General features: G+C 61.4%; 14 protein-coding genes and 1 tRNA gene. 4 read left to right on the top strand and 11 right to left on the bottom strand.

The genetic code is table 11. The features are described from left to right. Positions 1 to 14 precede the first annotated feature (14 nt). Entirely contained in the window at positions 15 to 593 is a 579-nt protein-coding gene (locus ACS92L_RS12820; protein ID WP_438765323.1) for an STN domain-containing protein, read from the bottom strand. A 120-nt stretch (positions 594 to 713) separates the two neighbouring features. Here ACS92L_RS12820 and rep point away from each other — a divergent pair, with 120 nt between their 5' ends. Next, positions 714 to 2,765, top strand: a complete 2,052-nt coding sequence (gene rep, locus ACS92L_RS12815) for a DNA helicase Rep (RefSeq protein ID WP_438765322.1) — start codon at positions 714 to 716, stop codon at positions 2,763 to 2,765. Here rep and ACS92L_RS12810 read toward each other — a convergent pair. Beyond that, positions 2,762 to 3,793, bottom strand: a complete 1,032-nt coding sequence (locus tag ACS92L_RS12810) for an Ldh family oxidoreductase (protein ID WP_438765321.1) — start codon at positions 3,791 to 3,793, stop codon at positions 2,762 to 2,764. The two genes, rep and ACS92L_RS12810, sit on opposite strands and share 4 nt — an antisense overlap. A 266-nt stretch (positions 3,794 to 4,059) precedes the next feature. On the opposite strand from ACS92L_RS12810, the gene ACS92L_RS12805 reads away from it, so the two are divergent. Next, a complete protein-coding gene (locus tag ACS92L_RS12805; RefSeq protein ID WP_438765320.1) occupies positions 4,060 to 5,160 on the top strand; it encodes an acyltransferase family protein in 1,101 nt (366 codons plus the stop codon). 57 nt (positions 5,161 to 5,217) lie between these two features. On the opposite strand, the gene ACS92L_RS12800 is transcribed toward ACS92L_RS12805, so the two are convergent. From ACS92L_RS12800 to ACS92L_RS12785, 4 genes are read right to left on the bottom strand one after another with little or no spacing between them, the layout of a single operon-like run. Further along, a complete protein-coding gene (locus ACS92L_RS12800; RefSeq protein WP_438765319.1) occupies positions 5,218 to 6,006 on the bottom strand; it encodes an HpcH/HpaI aldolase family protein in 789 nt (262 codons plus the stop codon). After that, positions 6,006 to 7,529 carry a tripartite tricarboxylate transporter permease gene (locus tag ACS92L_RS12795; RefSeq protein WP_438765318.1) on the bottom strand — a complete coding sequence of 508 codons (1,524 nt, stop codon included), beginning with the start codon at positions 7,527 to 7,529 and terminating at the stop codon, positions 6,006 to 6,008. Before ACS92L_RS12795 ends, ACS92L_RS12800 begins: the two co-directional genes overlap by 1 nt. 6 nt (positions 7,530 to 7,535) lie before the next feature. After that, complete coding sequence (locus ACS92L_RS12790) at positions 7,536 to 8,042, bottom strand: tripartite tricarboxylate transporter TctB family protein (RefSeq protein ID WP_438765317.1); 507 nt, start codon at positions 8,040 to 8,042, stop codon at positions 7,536 to 7,538. A gap of 50 nt (positions 8,043 to 8,092) precedes the next feature. Then, positions 8,093 to 9,088, bottom strand: a complete 996-nt coding sequence (locus tag ACS92L_RS12785; RefSeq protein WP_438765316.1) for a tripartite tricarboxylate transporter substrate binding protein — start codon at positions 9,086 to 9,088, stop codon at positions 8,093 to 8,095. Positions 9,089 to 9,300: 212 nt separating this feature from the next. Between ACS92L_RS12785 and ACS92L_RS12780 the strand changes: the two genes are divergently transcribed. Beyond that, positions 9,301 to 10,338 carry a LacI family DNA-binding transcriptional regulator gene (locus ACS92L_RS12780; protein ID WP_438765315.1) on the top strand — a complete coding sequence of 346 codons (1,038 nt, stop codon included), beginning with the start codon at positions 9,301 to 9,303 and terminating at the stop codon, positions 10,336 to 10,338. 8 nt (positions 10,339 to 10,346) lie between these two features. Here the strand turns inward: ACS92L_RS12780 and ACS92L_RS12775 are convergent, their stop codons facing one another. From ACS92L_RS12775 to ACS92L_RS12760, 4 genes are all read right to left on the bottom strand, one after another. Continuing rightward, on the bottom strand, positions 10,347 to 11,012 hold the full coding sequence (locus tag ACS92L_RS12775) for a carotenoid biosynthesis protein (RefSeq protein WP_438765314.1): 666 nt from the start codon (positions 11,010 to 11,012) through the stop codon (positions 10,347 to 10,349). Further along, positions 11,012 to 12,580, bottom strand: coding sequence for a 1-hydroxycarotenoid 3,4-desaturase CrtD (crtD, locus tag ACS92L_RS12770; RefSeq protein WP_438765313.1), 1,569 nt, complete (start codon positions 12,578 to 12,580; stop codon positions 11,012 to 11,014). Before crtD ends, ACS92L_RS12775 begins: the two co-directional genes overlap by 1 nt. A 4-nt stretch (positions 12,581 to 12,584) precedes the next feature. Beyond that, positions 12,585 to 13,439: a hydroxyethylthiazole kinase gene (gene thiM / locus ACS92L_RS12765; protein WP_438765312.1), complete on the bottom strand. Its 855-nt coding sequence runs from the start codon at positions 13,437 to 13,439 to the stop codon at positions 12,585 to 12,587. Positions 13,440 to 13,516: 77 nt separating this feature from the next. Beyond that, positions 13,517 to 13,840 (bottom strand): c-type cytochrome, encoded by a 324-nt coding sequence (locus ACS92L_RS12760; RefSeq protein WP_438765311.1) that lies wholly within the window; start codon positions 13,838 to 13,840, stop codon positions 13,517 to 13,519. Positions 13,841 to 14,020: 180 nt separating this feature from the next. Here ACS92L_RS12760 and ACS92L_RS12755 point away from each other — a divergent pair. Continuing rightward, positions 14,021 to 14,097: transfer RNA gene (locus ACS92L_RS12755), tRNA-Arg, on the top strand. Between the two features lie 139 nt (positions 14,098 to 14,236). Here ACS92L_RS12755 and ACS92L_RS12750 read toward each other — a convergent pair. Then, positions 14,237 to 15,919 carry an HNH endonuclease domain-containing protein gene (locus tag ACS92L_RS12750; protein WP_438765310.1) on the bottom strand — a complete coding sequence of 561 codons (1,683 nt, stop codon included), beginning with the start codon at positions 15,917 to 15,919 and terminating at the stop codon, positions 14,237 to 14,239. Positions 15,920 to 16,009 lie beyond the last annotated feature (90 nt).

Raw genomic sequence — 16,009 nt, 5'->3', positions numbered from 1 at the left:
CAACGCAGGCGCGCCTAAAGATTCGACGGCGCCAGGCGCCCTTCCAGCCAGGCAAAGAAGCGCTCATGGCTGGCCTTTTCTGCCGCGCTCAAAAAGCCCTGCTCGGTGATCAGCTGATCGCTCTGGGCCTCGATGGCATCGAGCTGGGTCATGAGGGCGTCGGCATTGTGTGGATCAAGCGTCCCGTCGCCCCGGGCGCTGCCGATACGGTAGCGAAACGTCTCGATGCGACTGTCGATATGCTCCCGGTCGCTCTGGCTGACCCGGTAGTGGCCGTCATCGAGATGGACCTCAAGCCCCGAGCCGCGCACCAGCTGAATCAGCGCCGCATCGGGAGTAAACCGCCCGGAAACCGCCTGCGCCCGGTGACCCTCGACAAGGGCGTTATCCATTTCGACCGGACAGCCGCTGGTGTGGGCAAACTGCTGCAGTGCCTGATCCAGACGCTGTTCGGGATAGTCGTACGTCATCGCCTGAAGCTGACAGGCGGCGTTTGCCGGCAGGGAGACCCCGGCGGCAGCCGCGAATAAAAGCCCGGCGGCGGCGTGAAAAGGCCGTTTCCTGAATGCCGGTGCAAACCTCTGATAACGCATGGCTTTCCTCCTGTAAGCGGTGAGCGGCTGCCGATTCGCGCGCTGTCATTACAGCACAGGAACGGGCACAGGATGTATCATGACGTGCTCGCGTCATCTGCCTTCCATCAGGTTGTCCCCATGTCCGATATTCGCAATCGCATCAGCGGCCTCAATCCGCGTCAGCGCGAGGCCGTCAAATACATCGACGGCCCCTGTCTGGTGCTCGCCGGCGCCGGGTCCGGCAAAACCAGCGTGATCACCACCAAGATCGCGTATCTGGTCCACGAGTGCGGCATGAGTGCCCGGCGCATTGCGGCGGTGACCTTTACCAACAAGGCCGCCCGCGAGATGAAAGAGCGCGTCCAGGCGCTGCTGCCCGGTCGCAGCGGTCACGGCCTGACGGTATCGACCTTTCACACCCTGGGGCTGACCATCATCCGCTCGGAGCTGAAAACGCTGGGCCTGCGCCCGGGCTTTTCGCTGTTTGATCCGGAGGATGCGAAAGCGCTGCTGCGCGATCTGATGCAAAAGGATGCCCAGATTGACGGCGATCAGATCAATAAGGTGCAAAGCCGGATATCGAGCTGGAAAAACGATCTGATCCTGCCGGGACATGCGCTGTCCCACGCCGAGACCGAGGATGATGCCTACTGCGCGCGCATCTACGAGCACTACGTGCGCCACCTGAAAGCCTACAACGCGGTCGATTTCGATGACCTGATCATGCTGCCGGCGACGATGTTCGAGCGTCATCCGGAGGTGCTGCAGCGCTGGCGGGGCCGCATTCACTACATGCTGGTGGATGAGTATCAGGACACCAACTCGAGCCAGTATCAGCTGGTGCGCATGCTGATGGCCGAGCGCGAGACCTTTACCGTGGTGGGTGACGACGACCAGTCGATCTACGCCTGGCGCGGCGCGCGCCCGGAGAACCTGGTCCAGCTTGGCGAGGACTTCCCCAGGCTCAACGTGATCAAGCTGGAGCAGAACTACCGCTCGACCTCGATCATCCTCAAGGCCGCCAACACCCTGATTGCCAACAACCCCCACGTCTATGAAAAGACGCTGTGGTCGGACAAGGGCCGCGGCGAGCCGATTCGCATCATCGTCAATCGCAACGAAGAGGCCGAGACCGAGCGGGTCGCCACCGAGATCCTCACCCGGCGCATCAAGGAAAGTGCCCAGTGGCGTGATTTTGCCGTGCTCTATCGTGGCAACTTTCAGGCAAGGCTTCTGGAGCTCAAGCTTCAGCACCACCAGATCCCCTACAAGCTCTCCGGCGGCACCTCCTTTTTCTCGCGCAATGAGATCAAGGACGCCATGGCCTACCTGCGCCTTTTGATCAATCCGGCCGATGACAACGCCTTTTTGCGCATCGTCAACGTACCGCGCCGCGAGATCGGCCCCAACACGCTGGAAAAACTCGCCAACTACGCCCAGGAGCGCAAGGTGAGTCTTTTTGCTGCCTGCAGCGAGATGGGGCTTTCGCATGTGCTCTCCGAGCGCGCCGTGGACCGGCTGGGGCGCTTTAATCACTTTCTCGATGGCATTCGCCGGCGCATGGATGAGGGCGATGCCATCGCCGCGATCCGGCAGATGTTTGCCGAGATGGACTACGAGGCCTGGCTCTATCAAAACGCCAGCGCGCCGATCGTCGCCGAAAAGCGCATGGGCAACGTCCACATCCTGATCGACCAGCTCGAAAAGTCGATGCATCGCGACACCGAGGAAGGTGATGACGTCGCTGAGGAGACCGATGACGTCGAAGCCGCCATTTCGCGGCTGGTGCTGCGCGATATTCTCGATCAGCAGGCTCAGGAAGATGACACCGACAAGGTGCAGCTTCTGACCCTGCACGCCTCCAAGGGGCTCGAGTTTCCGCACGTCTACGTGATGGGCGTGGAGGAGGAGCTGCTGCCGCACCGCAACTCGATCGAGATGGATACCATCGAGGAGGAGCGCCGTCTGGCCTATGTGGGCATCACCCGCGCACGCCAGACCCTGACCCTGTCGCTGGCCCAGCAGCGCAAGCAGTTCGGCGAGATGATGAACTGCGCGCCGAGTCGCTTTCTCGATGAGCTGCCGCCGGACGATCTCGAGTGGTACGGCCGCGCCGACAAGGAAGAACCCGAGAAGAAACACGAGCGCGGCCAGAGTGCGATTGCCGGGCTGCGCTCGCTGCTGGGCTAGTCCGGCCTGCCCCCTTCGCCGCTCAACGCGACCAGATCCCGGTAGAGCGCCGCCGGGATCGACACGCCTGCTTCCAGACTGCGCGCTCGCGCCTCGAAGCGCCGTTTTGAGGGCAGCCGCGCGCCCTGTCCCAGCATCTCCTCGAACAGCCGCTCGGCGTGTGAAAGCCCGGCCTCGCTTTGCTCACCCAGAAACGCCTTTGGCGACAGCGCGATCACCAGCTCGCCGTGACAGGGCCGGCCGGTGCCTTCTTCGTTGGCGGCCTGGGTCTCATGGCTCAGGGCGTCACCGATCAATGGCCCGGCCAGCAGCTCGATCATGGTCGACAGCGCCGAGCCCTTGTGGCCGCCAAAGGTCAGCATGGCCCCATCCAGCGCGGTTGCCGGGTCCGTGGTGGGCTGGCCCTGATTATCCAGCGCCCAGCTCTCGGGTATCGACTCGCCCGCGCGACGATGCAGCTCGATCTCGCCGCGGGCCACCACGCTGGTGGCAAAGTCAAAGGTGTAGGGGGTGCCGCCCGGGCGCGGCCAGGAAAACGCAAACGGGTTGGTGCCCAGCAGCGCGCGCACCCCGCCGGCCGGGGCCACAAAGGCGTGGGTCGGGTTCATCGCCAGGCCTGCCAGCCCCATTGCTGATAGTGCTTCCACCTCGGACCACAGCGCCGAGAAGTGAAAACAGTGGTTAATGGCCAGCACCGCGATGCCGTTGCGCTCGGCCTTCTCTTTCAACGGTGCCAGGCCCTGCTCGAACGCCAGCAGCGAGCTGCCGTAGCGGGCATCCACCCGCACGATGCCGGGGGCCTGATCGATCACCTCGGGCACGGCCTGCGGGTCCAGCCCGCCCATGTTCGCCGTCTCCACGATGCCCAGCAGGCGATACAGCCCGTGGGAGTGGCACTCGTCACGCTGGGCGGCCACCACGCTTTTCGTGATCGCTTCGACGTGGCCGGCGCCAAAGCCTGCGTGATGCAGGATGCGCCGGCTCAACGTCTCGGCCTGCGCCAGCGAAAGGGTGATGTCGTGTGCCATGGGGGCTCCCGGTTGATACGAGACAGATGGGCCGTCATCAAAAAGACATGACCCGTCAGTAGCCTGTCAGCATAACCGTCTCCCCCGACGGTGCCTGCTGGACAAAGGTGTCAGGAGCATGGCCGGCCGCCGCCAGCCCATGCAAAAGATGAGTAATTTTTTGTTGCTATAGATGTAGTCTTTTTGCGTGCCATGGATTAGTTATTTCAGTCCCTCATAATGCTTCTGATTATTTAAGTTCTAATTAAAAAGAATCGGGAGTCTGCATGCCCAGTACCCGCCGGATCGACTGGATCGATGCCGCCAAGGGCGTCTGTATCCTTGCGGTCGTGCTGTATCACTTCAATCAGATCGTGCTTCAGCAGATCGATTTCGGTCAGACGGTGATACCCACCCTCTGGAACCTGGTCGTCACGGCGCTCAAGCCGCTGCGCATGCCGCTTTTCTTTCTCATTTCCGGGTTTCTGGCCAGCCGCTCGGTGACCGGGCGTGGCTGGGGCGAGGTGCGCACCAGTCGAGTGGCCAGTCTTTTGTGGATCTATGTCCTGTGGGTGGGGCTGTACTGGCTGTTTACCGAACGCGTCATCGAGGCGCTCGATGTGGAGGTCGTGGCCGCCGGCGCCCATCCGGAGACCGCGCTGGGCATGATGGTGCAGCTGCTCAGTGCAGATACCGGACTCTGGTATCTCTACGCGCTGGTGCTCTATTTCGTGACCTGCAAGCTTTTGCAGCATTTCAGACAGCCGGGCGTTTTGAGCATCGGCCTGGGTGTGGTGTTGCACTTGGCCTCAAGCCTGTTACTGCCGGCTGGCTGGTGGAACATTGCCTCGCTGCTGGACTACTTCTTCTTTTTTGCCCTGGGTTGTTATTTACAGCCCTTTCTGGCCCGCCACTACGTGCAGTGCAACATCAAGCGATTGCTGATCACCGGGGCGTTGACCCTGATGGCGCTGGGCGTGACCTGGAAGCTGAGTGCGATGGAGGCGCCGGGCGTAAAGCTGGTGCTTGCCCTTTTGATGGTCTCGACCACCATCGATCTGTTCGCGTGGCTGACCGAGCGCTTCCGAATGGGGCTGCTGTGTCATATCGGAAAGCGCACCCTGCCGATCTATGTCATCCACAAGCTGTTGATCTTTGCGCTGGTCATCATCATGCCCGAGACGCTTTACGTGGAAGGCGCGCTGCAAAACGGCGTGCTGGCCGTGACGCCGCTGGTCATGACGGTGCTGATTGGCGCGCTGTGTCTGCTGGCCTACCGGGCACTGAACCATGGCCCCGGACGCATCCTCTTCGACATGCCCGACCTTTTTCGCCGCGTGGCCTATCGCACGGGGCTTTTGCAGCCGGTTGGCCCGGGGCGGGCGTAACCGGCCGATATTTGTCCGTGTTATCGGTTCCGGTTGCGCCATCGCTCGTGGGCTTTTCTAGGTCAGGTCAAAATCACCGGACAACTCACGCCAGCGAGTGGCCTCGCTGCGCAGGGCGTTGGCCATAATGGCGATGTCGTTTGGACCGGCCACAAAGCGGTATCCGGCGTTTGATAGCGTATCAATGCCGCGAGTCGGTGCCGTGATGGTGCCCATCCAGCAGCCGCTGGCCGTAATGCGCTCTTCCAGGGCCTGGATGGTCTGACGAACGTCAGCATCCTCGAGCTGTTCCAGTCGGCCCATGGAGCCTGCCAGATCGTTGGGGCCGATAAACAGCATATCGATGCCTTCAACCGCTGCAATGGCTTCGATTTCTTCACGGGCATCGATGTGTTCGATCTGTACGATCAGCAAAAGGTTGTCATTGGCGACGCGAGCGTAATCGCTCACGGCGCCAAAGCGGGAGGCACGCACGATGGGTGCGGCATAGCCGCGATTGCCCTGTGGCGGATAGCGACAGGCATCCACGATGGCGCGGGCCTGCGAAGCGGAACTGATCATGGGGACCATGATCGAGCGCACTCCCATGTCCAGTATCCTTTTCAGATAGGCCGGATCCTCGGCAGGAATGCGTAAAACCACGTCACCACCGGCGGCCTCCACGGCGCGTAGTAGATGCGCCGTATGTTCAAGACTGGCAATGCCGTGTTCATTATCGACCAGAATGGTTTTCCAGCCGGCATGTACAGCCAGCTCGGCAATTTCGGGACTGGCGCTTTCAAGCCATAGCGCGCTGACGGTGCGGCCCTGTTCCAGGGCCTGACGGGTCGGATTGAAGGAAGTCATCAAGGCTCTCGCTTGGGTGTATTGAGGGAGAGGGCTCGCTGTCGCTTATAACCCTCGTAAAGTGCTCGACCGAGCAGGAAAATCCAGACCATCAGAGTGAGAGTCCCCAGTGCTGCCGCCCAGGGCCGCTCAAAAAAGGCGAACAGATCGCCCTGCGATTTGATCATCGAGGTCATGAAGTTCTCTTCGACAATACCGCCCAGCACGATGCCGAGAATGGCAGGTGCCAGTGGAAACCCGGTGGCTTCCATGGCATAGCCCAGAATGCCCAGCACCAGAACGATCCAGACGGCAACGACCGAATTGGTAATGGCGTAGGCACCTACCAGCGAGAAGAGCAGCACGATGGGCATCAGTACGCGGCGTGGGATGCGAACGATTTTGCTTGAAAGCGCGATGACCGCGATGCCGATCGGGATCATCAGCAGGTTGGTCAGCGCAAAGGCGCCATACAGGGTCTGAACGATCTCCGGATTATCGGTAAAGATGCGGGGGCCCGGTGACAGCCCATTGAGCAGCAGGATGCCGATGGCGATGGCCGTCACGCTATCGCCCGGAATACCGAACACCAATGCCGGTGTCCATGCGCCACCGATGGCGGCATTGTTGGCTGAACCGCCATCGACGATGCCTTCGATATGTCCCTTGCCATAGCGGTCGGGATGGCGCGAAAAGCGCCTTGAGAAGGCGTAACAGATCCAGGCCGCAATATCGGCACCGGCACCCGGCAGGGCACCGATCAGAGTGCCCGCAACACTTGAGCGTGCCACGTTGCGACGATAGCGCGCCAAAGTGGCGAAGGCCTCCCTGAAAGCCCTGGAAAGAGTCTCATGTATCTCGATGGGAGGTGGCTGATGCTTGCCGGTACTGACCGCGCGCAGAATCTCACTGAGCGCAAAAAGGCCGATAATGGCCGGGATAAAGCTGACACCATCAAAGAGTTCATACCAGCCGAAAGTGAACCGGGGATGGCCCACTGCAACATCGATGCCGATCGAGGCGATAAACAGTCCGATAAACAGGCTGGCAAAGCTCTTGATTACAGAAGCATTGCTGGTCATGACTGCACAGCTCAACCCCAGAGTGGCCAGCCAGAACACCTCATAGCTTGAAAAACCGATGGCGACCCGAGCCAGCTGAGGGGCGATCAGAGCCAGAAGAACGACACTGACAAGGCCTCCGATCGAGGCGGCCAGTAGCGAGACCAGCAGGGTCGAGCGCGATTTTCCCGTACTCGACAGGCGGTAGGCGTCCTCAACGTAGGCAGCAGAGGCCGGTGTTCCGGGAATGCGCAGCAAAGCGCCGGGGATATCGCCGGCGAAGATGGCTGTGGTCGTGGTGGCCACGATGGCACTGATGGCCATCAGCGGATCCATGAAGTAGGTGAAAGGTACCAGCAGGGCCACTGCCATGGTGGCTGTAAGGCCCGGCATGGCACCGACAAGGGTGCCGTAAAGCGTGCAGAGCACCAGCAGGGTCAGCGATTGCGGTGAAAAGAGGCGAAAAAGCGTATCGAGTTCCATGCGGATTCACCAGGCCAGCGGTGTCAGGACGCCCCAGGGAAGCGGGACATTCATCAATGAATAAAACAGCAGATGTACCCCGAACGTCAGAGGCACCGACAGACACAGCGCACGTAACGCATTCAGTCCAAAAAGCAGGGCCGTGGTGGTCATGGCAAGCAGGGAGGTGAGGTGAAAACCCAGCGGATCAAGGGCCAGGCCGAACCCGGCCACAATCAGAATCAGGGCCATGAGCCGCAGGCAGGCTCGGCGGCTTCCCGACGGCTGCTGGCTCAAGCGATGATCGTCACGATCACTGTCAGCGTTTCCCGCTTCGGTTGCTCGTTGTCGTATCAGCAGAGTCGAAATCAGTAACAAAACGCCGCAGATCATGAGCCCACCGGCGGCAATCGAGGGGAACAGGTCAGGCCCATAGGGCAGGCCGGCCATACTCGGAAAGGTCGAGGCGCGCCAGAATATCAGCGCACCAGACAGCATGAGCAAAAGCCCGGACCACAGATCAGTGCGTGCCATTGTTCTGCCCCCTCGTCTGCCCCTGTCGCTCATGCCTTCGATAGTGGCCACTACCGAGCTAGGCCAATGGCGTTGATTACTTCGCCCAGCTGCTGATCGGTTTCTCGAAACAGCTCGGCCGTTTGCTCGGGACCCTCAAACACCACTTCGCTGCCGCGGCTGGCCTTGAATTCGGCCCAGGCATCGCTGTTGGTAATTTTCTCGATGGCCCGAGCGTAAGAGCAGGTCATCTCTTCCGGCAGATCCCCGGGACCGCTTATGGTCATGAAGGCACTTTGCGTCCAGCCGCTATCGAGCACGTCAGCGGTAAGCGGCACATCGGGCAGGCTCGAGTTGGGCGTGTCGCTCATGTAAGCCAGTGCCTTGAGTTCATCCTGTTCGACCAGATGCTGTGCTTCCGACAGCGACGGTGTGGCAACATCGACACCGCCCGCCATCAGCTCCTGCATTGCCGGTGATGCCCCCTGGCTTGGGACCCAGCGAATGGCATCGGGGGGCAGGCCTTCGGCCTGTAACATGCCGGCCAGTGCCAGATGCCAGATACCGCCCTGGGCGGTGCCCGATGCGGTCAGCTCACCGGGGTTTTCCCTGGCCTCTTCCAGAAGGGCTTCCAGAGAATCCCAGCGGGCATCCTCTTTCACCACAACACTGGCAGGGTTTTGATCGACCAGCGCGATCGGTGTGGCGTCCTGCCAGGTCAGTGGCGTCAGCCCCAGATGATGCATGGTGGCCAACTCAATGGTGGCGGCACCGATGGTATAACCATCCGGCCGCGCCCGAGCCAGCGCGGTGTGGCCGACCACGCCATTGCCGCCGGTACGATTGACCACGTTGAAGGGTACATCCATCTCCTGTTCCAGCAGGCTGGCCAGCCGTCGCGCATTGGCATCGGTGCCGCCTCCGGTTCCCCAGGGCACGATAAATGTGACGGCACGTTCAGGTGCCCACTCGCAGGCCGCCTCACCAGCCTGTGCCATGTTGGCGGCCGTGAAGGTGCCCAGCGTGACGGCGGTCATCAGAGCCATTCTGGAGAGTGCATGAGCCATGTTGATACTCCTGTGGTGGAACAGGAAAGAAGCGCGGCAAGCGAGCCACTGCGTTGAGATCTGATATGATTAAACGCAATTCAATCGATTGAACCAATCCGACCATGGTCTTTGATGACAAGGTCGAAGATGCGCGCAAACTACCGGGCCTGAATCAGGGCAGGTATCCATTGCGAGGCAGTAATGTTCCCACCGTTCAAAGGAAACCGGGCATGACACGGCGTCCTACCCTCAAGCACATCGCCGAGCGCGTCGGTGTCACGGCATCGACCGTCTCTCTCGCCCTTCGCGATGATGCGCGAATCTCGACGGCGATGCGTGAGCGCGTCCGGCAGGTGGCTCAGGAAGTGGGCTATATCTACAACCGTCACGCGGCAGGGCTGCGACGAGGGGATAGCGGCACGGTGGCGCTGTGTCTCAATGATCTGGGTAATCCGTTTTTCACCGAATTTATTGCGGCCATGGAGCAGCGCTTTCGTGCCGAGGAGCGCATGATGCTGTTTTGTCATGCCCAGGAGTCGCTTGCGGTGCAGGCAGATTTCATGCGTCGCATGGCCGAACACGGTGCCTCGGGACTGATTCTGATTCCGGCTGCCGGGACGACCCTGGAAGATCTTCCCGGTGCGGAGGCCTCTCATCTGCGTCATTTACCGCTGGTGCTGCTGTCCAGGGATGTCGACGGTGTTGAGGTGGATCGCGTCATCAATGATGACGCCCGCGGCATGGCGATGGTGGTCGAGCATCTGCTATCGCTGGGGCATCAGCGTATTGCCTGGCTGGGGGGAGGCAACATGACCTCGACGGCGCGCGATCGCGAGCAGGCCTTTAGAGAGATGTTGACCCAGGCCGGCTATCCGCCGGATCAGGACGGCATATGCCACGGTCCTACCACGATGGCGTTTGGCCATCAGGGGCTTGAAGCACTCATGGCACAGCCCCGGCCGCCGACGGCCGTGGTCTGTTTTTCGGATTTAATCGCTTTTGGCGCAGTAGCGGCCTGTCACGGACTGGGGTTGCGTCCGGGTGTGGATATTTCGATTGCCGGTTTTGATGACATGAGCGCTGCGGCCTATACTACGCCGCCTCTGACCAGTGTTCGGGTAAGAACCGATCTGATGGGCGCGCGAGCCAGCGAGATGTTGCTGGCACGCATTCGCGGCGATCATGAGGCGCCACGCAGAGAAATAATGCCGCCGGAACTGGTGGTGCGTGAAACCACCGGCCCCGTTTCCTCCCGGAATCAAGACTGATTCGTCACTCAAACCCCCAGCAGATTCAGCGCGGCAAAAAAGCCTGCCATCAACAGCGCCACGGCGATTGCCACCGGGTTGTGCACGCGCGCAAACAGGTAGTGAAAGAGAATCGAGATCGGCAGCGAGACGATAAACCAGCCGAGGTAGTTGCTCAGCGGCACCAGGGTGTCGCCCCAGGCCCACATGTCGTGATGGATGGCGACCGGCTCGATCAGCATGTCGAGCGCCACCATCAGGGCGGCGCCGATCACGCCCTTGAGCGGTCGTGACAGCCCGGGCAGCACGCGCTGGACCACCACGTTGAGACAATACAGCAGCAGCGCCCAGTTCACGCCGATAATCAGCGGTGTGTGCCACAGCGTCGGCCCCAGCACGTGACCGTAGGCGTAATCACCGAACAAGAGCCCCGTCGAGGTGCCGATCGCCTCGGCCACAAACCCCACCACGTAGCACAGCGCCACGTAGCCCCACAGCCGGGGGCGCGGCCTCGGATGAAAGGCCAGCACCAGTGCCAGTGATGCTAAAAGTGTGAGCGGGGTCAGGCGGATGAACTGATCATGCACCGGCAGCGCAATGCCTACGACGCCGGCCAGATAGATCAGGCTTAAAAGGATGATTACCGGGACCGGGCGTAAAAGGCGCGCGGAATTGGCGGGGCCGGGTGAAGTCATCAGGCATCGTCCTTTTGTGAAGACAGGGCGTTGTGCAAAGAAGGGGCGTGCGCCGGCCACGGCTCGCGACGGGCCATGACGTCGGTCATGATTCTGGCCGATAGCAGACACAGCGGCAGGCCGCCGCCGGGATGAACGCTGCCGCCGCAGAAATAGAGCCCGTCGATGTGGCGGCTGTAGTTGGGGTGGCGCATAAACGCCGCCATGCGGTCGTTCGAGCTGGTGCCATACAGCGCGCCCCGATGTGACAGGGTGCGCGCCTCGATCGTGGTCGGATCAAACACGCACTCCTCGACGATCGCTGCGCGAAGTTCGCGGCCCAGTATCCGCTCGAGCTTGTCGATCACGCGTTCGCGGGTGCGCTCGATCAGCGCCGGCCAGTCCTGCCCATCGGTGGCAAAGGGCGCGTTGATCATCACGAACCAGTTCTCGCCGCCTGCCGGTGCCGCGCCCTTGTCATAGCGCGACGAGATGCTGACATAGACCGTCGGGTCATCGCACAGCGTGCCGGCCTCCAGTGCGGCGAACTCAGCGGCGTAGTCGTCGCTGAAAAAGATGTTATGCACATCCAGTTCCGGGAAGCTTTTGTCCACACCCCAGTAAAAGATCAGCGCCGAGGTCGATTTCTCTCGCGCCAGCACCCGCGTCGGGGCAGGGGCGTCGGGCAGCAGCCGTTCATGGGTAAAAAACACATCCATGTTGCTGACCACGCGATCAAACATCACTTGCCGATCATCCGCCAGGTGCAGCCCCACCGCGCGTGGCCGGCGGCCCTCGTGGCGGGTGAGGATCCTGTCTACTGGTGTGTCGAAGTGAAAGACCACGCCCGTCCGCTCGGCCAGGCTATACAGCGCTCGGCCGATCGCCGGCATGCCGCCTTCGGGCACGAAGGCGCCGGCGCCGTGTTCAAAATGCGCGATCATGGATAAAAGCCCCGGCGCGCGGTACGGGTTGGAGCCGTTATAGGTCGCAAAGCGGTCAAAAAGCTGTACCAGATGCGGCTCTTTCAGATCGCGCTGGTGGACCTGATGCAGCGTGCACATGAGATCGAGCCGGTGCAGCCGGGTCAGGGCGTGGCCCACCTCCGGCGTCAGCCAGGTCTTCGGCGAGTGCAGCGACTTTTCCAGGAAGGTGTGCCCGGTGAGGTGATACTTCTCTTCACCGTGGGCCAGCGTTGCCAGCACCCGCTGCGCCGGCACGCCCAGCACCCGTTCGACTTCCTCGGCAAAGGCCTGCGGGTCGGCGCGGGCGTCCAGCCGGATGCCGTCCTCCCAGGCGTAGCGGCACACGGTGTCCAGGCGCTGATAGCGAAAGTGATCCGCCGGCGTCTCACCGGCGAGTTCAAAGAGCTCGTCGATGTATTCCGGCATGGTCAGAAGCGACGGGCCGATGCCGAAGCGATAGTCGCCCAGCACCAGCTCGCCAAGCTTGCCGCCTGCGGTGCTGGAAGCCTCGAACACCTCGACGTGCGCGCCCTGAAGACGCAACCGAATGGCAGCGGCCAGCCCCGCAATGCCGGCACCGATGACAGCGATGCGCGGGGGCGAGGCGTTTGATACTGACGCCACCGGCTCAGGCATCCAGCCAGCGCACGGCGATCAGGCCGCGCTGGCGCAGCAGCGTCTCATCGACCTGATCGAGGGCGTCCAGCCAGGCCACGGCAAAGCTGCCCGGCCCCTGGGCGTGCTCCTCGGCAAGCTCGGCGGCCACAGCGACATGGACGTGCGCGGCCACCGCGGCACTGAGCGGATCACGCACCACGGCGCAGTAGGCCGCCACGATCGCACCGAGTGCACAGCCGGTACCGGAGACGCGCGGCTGCCACTCGCTGCCGCCGCCGATCTCGACCACGGCCTGGCCGTTGTGATGGCGATCGAGCAGCGGGCCGAGGACCATGTCCACCGGTCCGGAGGCCGAGACCGCACAGGCCTGGCTCAAAAGCTCTCGCGCCGCGCCGATGGCGGTCTGCGGGCTCATGGCGCTGTCCACGCCGCGCCCGCTGCCATCCTGTCCGGCCAGTCCCATGATTTCCGAGGCGTTGCCGCGCACCACCGTGGGCCGATGCTCCAGAAGCTCCAGGGCCAGGCCATGGCGCCACTTCATGCTGCCCGCCCCGATGGGGTCGAGCACCCAGGGCGTGCCCGCCTGGTGGGCACCGCCGGCCGCCTTGTGCATCGCCTTGACCTGATCTTCCTGCGGCGTGCCCAGGTTGATCAGCACGGCGTTGGCCTGACCGGCAAAGCGTCCGGCCTCCTGGGGGTTATCGATCATCGCCGGCGTGGCGCCGGCGGCCAGCAGTGCGTTGGCGACCAGATTGGCCGTGACGTTATTGGTCAAACACTGCACCAGCGGCTTTTGTGCCTTCAGCGCCTGGTGCGCCGCAACGACCATGTCGATGGTGGGCTCACCGCCCGGCTGCTCACTCATGCCCATCGGGGGCTCCCCTGGTTGTCAGAAAAAAAGGGTGATCAGGAAAAAGGTGGTCTGAGGCGTCAGGGTCAACGTTACTCATCTTCGGAGGGCGCGACCAGATAATCGACCGCCGCCTTCACCTGCTCATCAGAAAGATCCTCGTTGCCGCCGCGCGCCGGCATGCCGCCGATGCCCTCGATGGCATGGGTATACAGAGTCTCGCTGCCCTGATCCAGCCGCGGCTGCCACCGCTCGGACCCACGCTGCGGGCCGCGACCGCCGTCATGGCATGAAGCGCAGCTGTCGTCATAGATCTGGCGGCCATCGAGATCATCGGCCTGGGTGAGTGCGGTCGTCGTCAAAAGGCCGGCCACCATGGCCGTGGTCAGTGTCAGGGAGGTGAAGCGCTTGCGCATGGTCTTGTCCTCGGGCGTGGTCAGGCCGGGTGATTTTTTATGGTGTGGGGATCAGTATAAAAGCGTTATGAAGGCTTGCCTGCCTGATGTGTTGCAGGGCCCGCCGCACCGCCCGGGGAGTGGACAGTGACCAGCGCGGGCGGTAGGATAGCGCGCTGTCTTCCCCGCGAAGACACCTGCGCGCTTGTAGCTCAGCTGGATAGAGTACCGCCCTCCGAAGGCGGGGGTCTTGGGTTCGAATCCCAACAAGCGCGCCACTTCCTTTCCCTGCAGTACCTTCCTCATCTTGATGCTGCTACTGAGTCCGCTCAGGGTTTTCGCGCGTCTGTTGATTGGGATTCGTTGAAACAATCATTTCATCCCTTCGAGCGGTAGCCCTGATAGCGAAGAATCTATTCAACCTTTCAGACCATGCCATTCCGGTAGCTGTTGGTTGGCTCGCAGTCGCAAGCGCTGAAGCATCAAACCTTCGAACACATCTTCCAGATTGCTGTTTGCATTTACCGTGGGCAGCGAGGCCTGTGCTTCAGTAAAAAACTGATGCTCCAGCGGGCCGTCCATGAACGCATGGGACCACCACGTCAAAATCCTTGGGCAGGCTCTTGTCATCAGTTCAATACCAGGAAGTCTTTCGGATTTGGCCGCATTGGCTTTGCGTGAGGCCGGCATCAGGTTCCAGAGATCGTTGTTGCTCCAGCGTGCCCATGGCAGACAGTGATCGATGTCGTACTGGTTGCGGCTCAGGTCGGCATCGGTCCAGACACAGCGTACAGACCGCTGTTCCTGTATTGTGCGAGCGACCAGTGTACGAATCCTGCTGGTATCGCGTTTGCCTTCCTGCCAGTACAGCGCCTGATACATCCGGCCTATATCATCGTTTCCACCATAGCTGCGCATTAACCGAACCCATTCATTGACGATGGCAGGTTCCAGCCAGCAATTGAATCGACTGAAGCAGTCCCATAGCGAGGCGGGAACGCGCAGTGCGCCAAAAGCGGATAGGCTCTCTTTATCCAGCTGTAACGGTAGGGAGGCAAAATTCGCTCGCCGAACCTGGGCCTCGAATACGGGTTGTTGTGATCCCGGCCAGGTCGTGAAACGTACCGGCATTTTCACGATATTGTTCACGGCGTCGCGGATGGCCTGAACAACAATCGTCATCAAGTCACTGGCTATCGGTTGGCCGATTGCAATATCCAGCCCCGAGACATCAGCCAGCGCATGGAAAGCTTTTCCGGCAAATCCATAGCCTCTGGCACCCGGTGCCTGACGCAGGCCGTATCGCAGTATTAGCGGCTGATACAGCTTGATCCAGTACAGCCCGACTGCCCCCAGCGGTATATCCACCCAATGATCCGAACGATTGAGCACGATACCCGGGACAGTCTCGGCGATACGCGCCACGCTGCGCAGAAGGCCCAGCTTGTAGGTCGCTGACTTGTTATCGTTCACGATGATGTGGCGAAGTACGGGCAGGGCACCGGTACCATCATCCGGTAGCCGGAAAACCATCGTTTCCCAGCGCACTCCCGTCCTTTGCTGCTGGTCGTTGCTCTCTCCAACATATACCGGCACCAGTGCCCGATCCCGCGACCAGCTCTCAATGTGCTGCCGGTCAACATCATGGAAAACCCGTGCATCAGGGCTGGGACCATGTCGAAGGGTAATGACCAATACGCCACTGGGCGCCAGTAAGTCAGTCAGAACACGAAAGGCCCGCTGCTGTTCACCCACCGGCAGATGCATCCAGACCGCAGACACCAGAACAAGATCGAAGCGATAGCCAAGGGTGCGAACCTGATTCAGTCCGGGCAGAGCATCATCGAGCCACTGCACAGACAGGCCGGCAGTGCTTTCCTCGCCCAGAGCACGCAGGCCGGCCGCCGGCTCAACGGCCAGCACTTCCCAGCCTCTTTGCGCGAGTGCCGCCGCATCGCGCCCACTACCCGCCCCTACATCCAGTGCCAGTCCGGCGCGCTCAGGTAGATGTTGCAGCCAGTCGCCATGCACCTCATCGAAGGCGAGCTGCTGATACTGAGCAAAGAACCGTTCCGCGTTTTCCGAATACAAATTTTTCATTAATCAGGCATTGCTTATGGGGCGGATGTTCGAGACATTCTACTCCCGGTATTAAGTCTTTTGTGAGAATGCCGTGGACTACAGAAGACG

It is taken from the genome of Kushneria halocnemicola (genome assembly GCF_965650455.1).
In the GTDB taxonomy this organism is placed as follows: Bacteria; Pseudomonadota; Gammaproteobacteria; order Pseudomonadales; family Halomonadaceae; genus Kushneria.
Note: the sequence above shows the minus strand (reverse complement) of the source record. Positions and strands in the feature narration are given on the sequence as shown.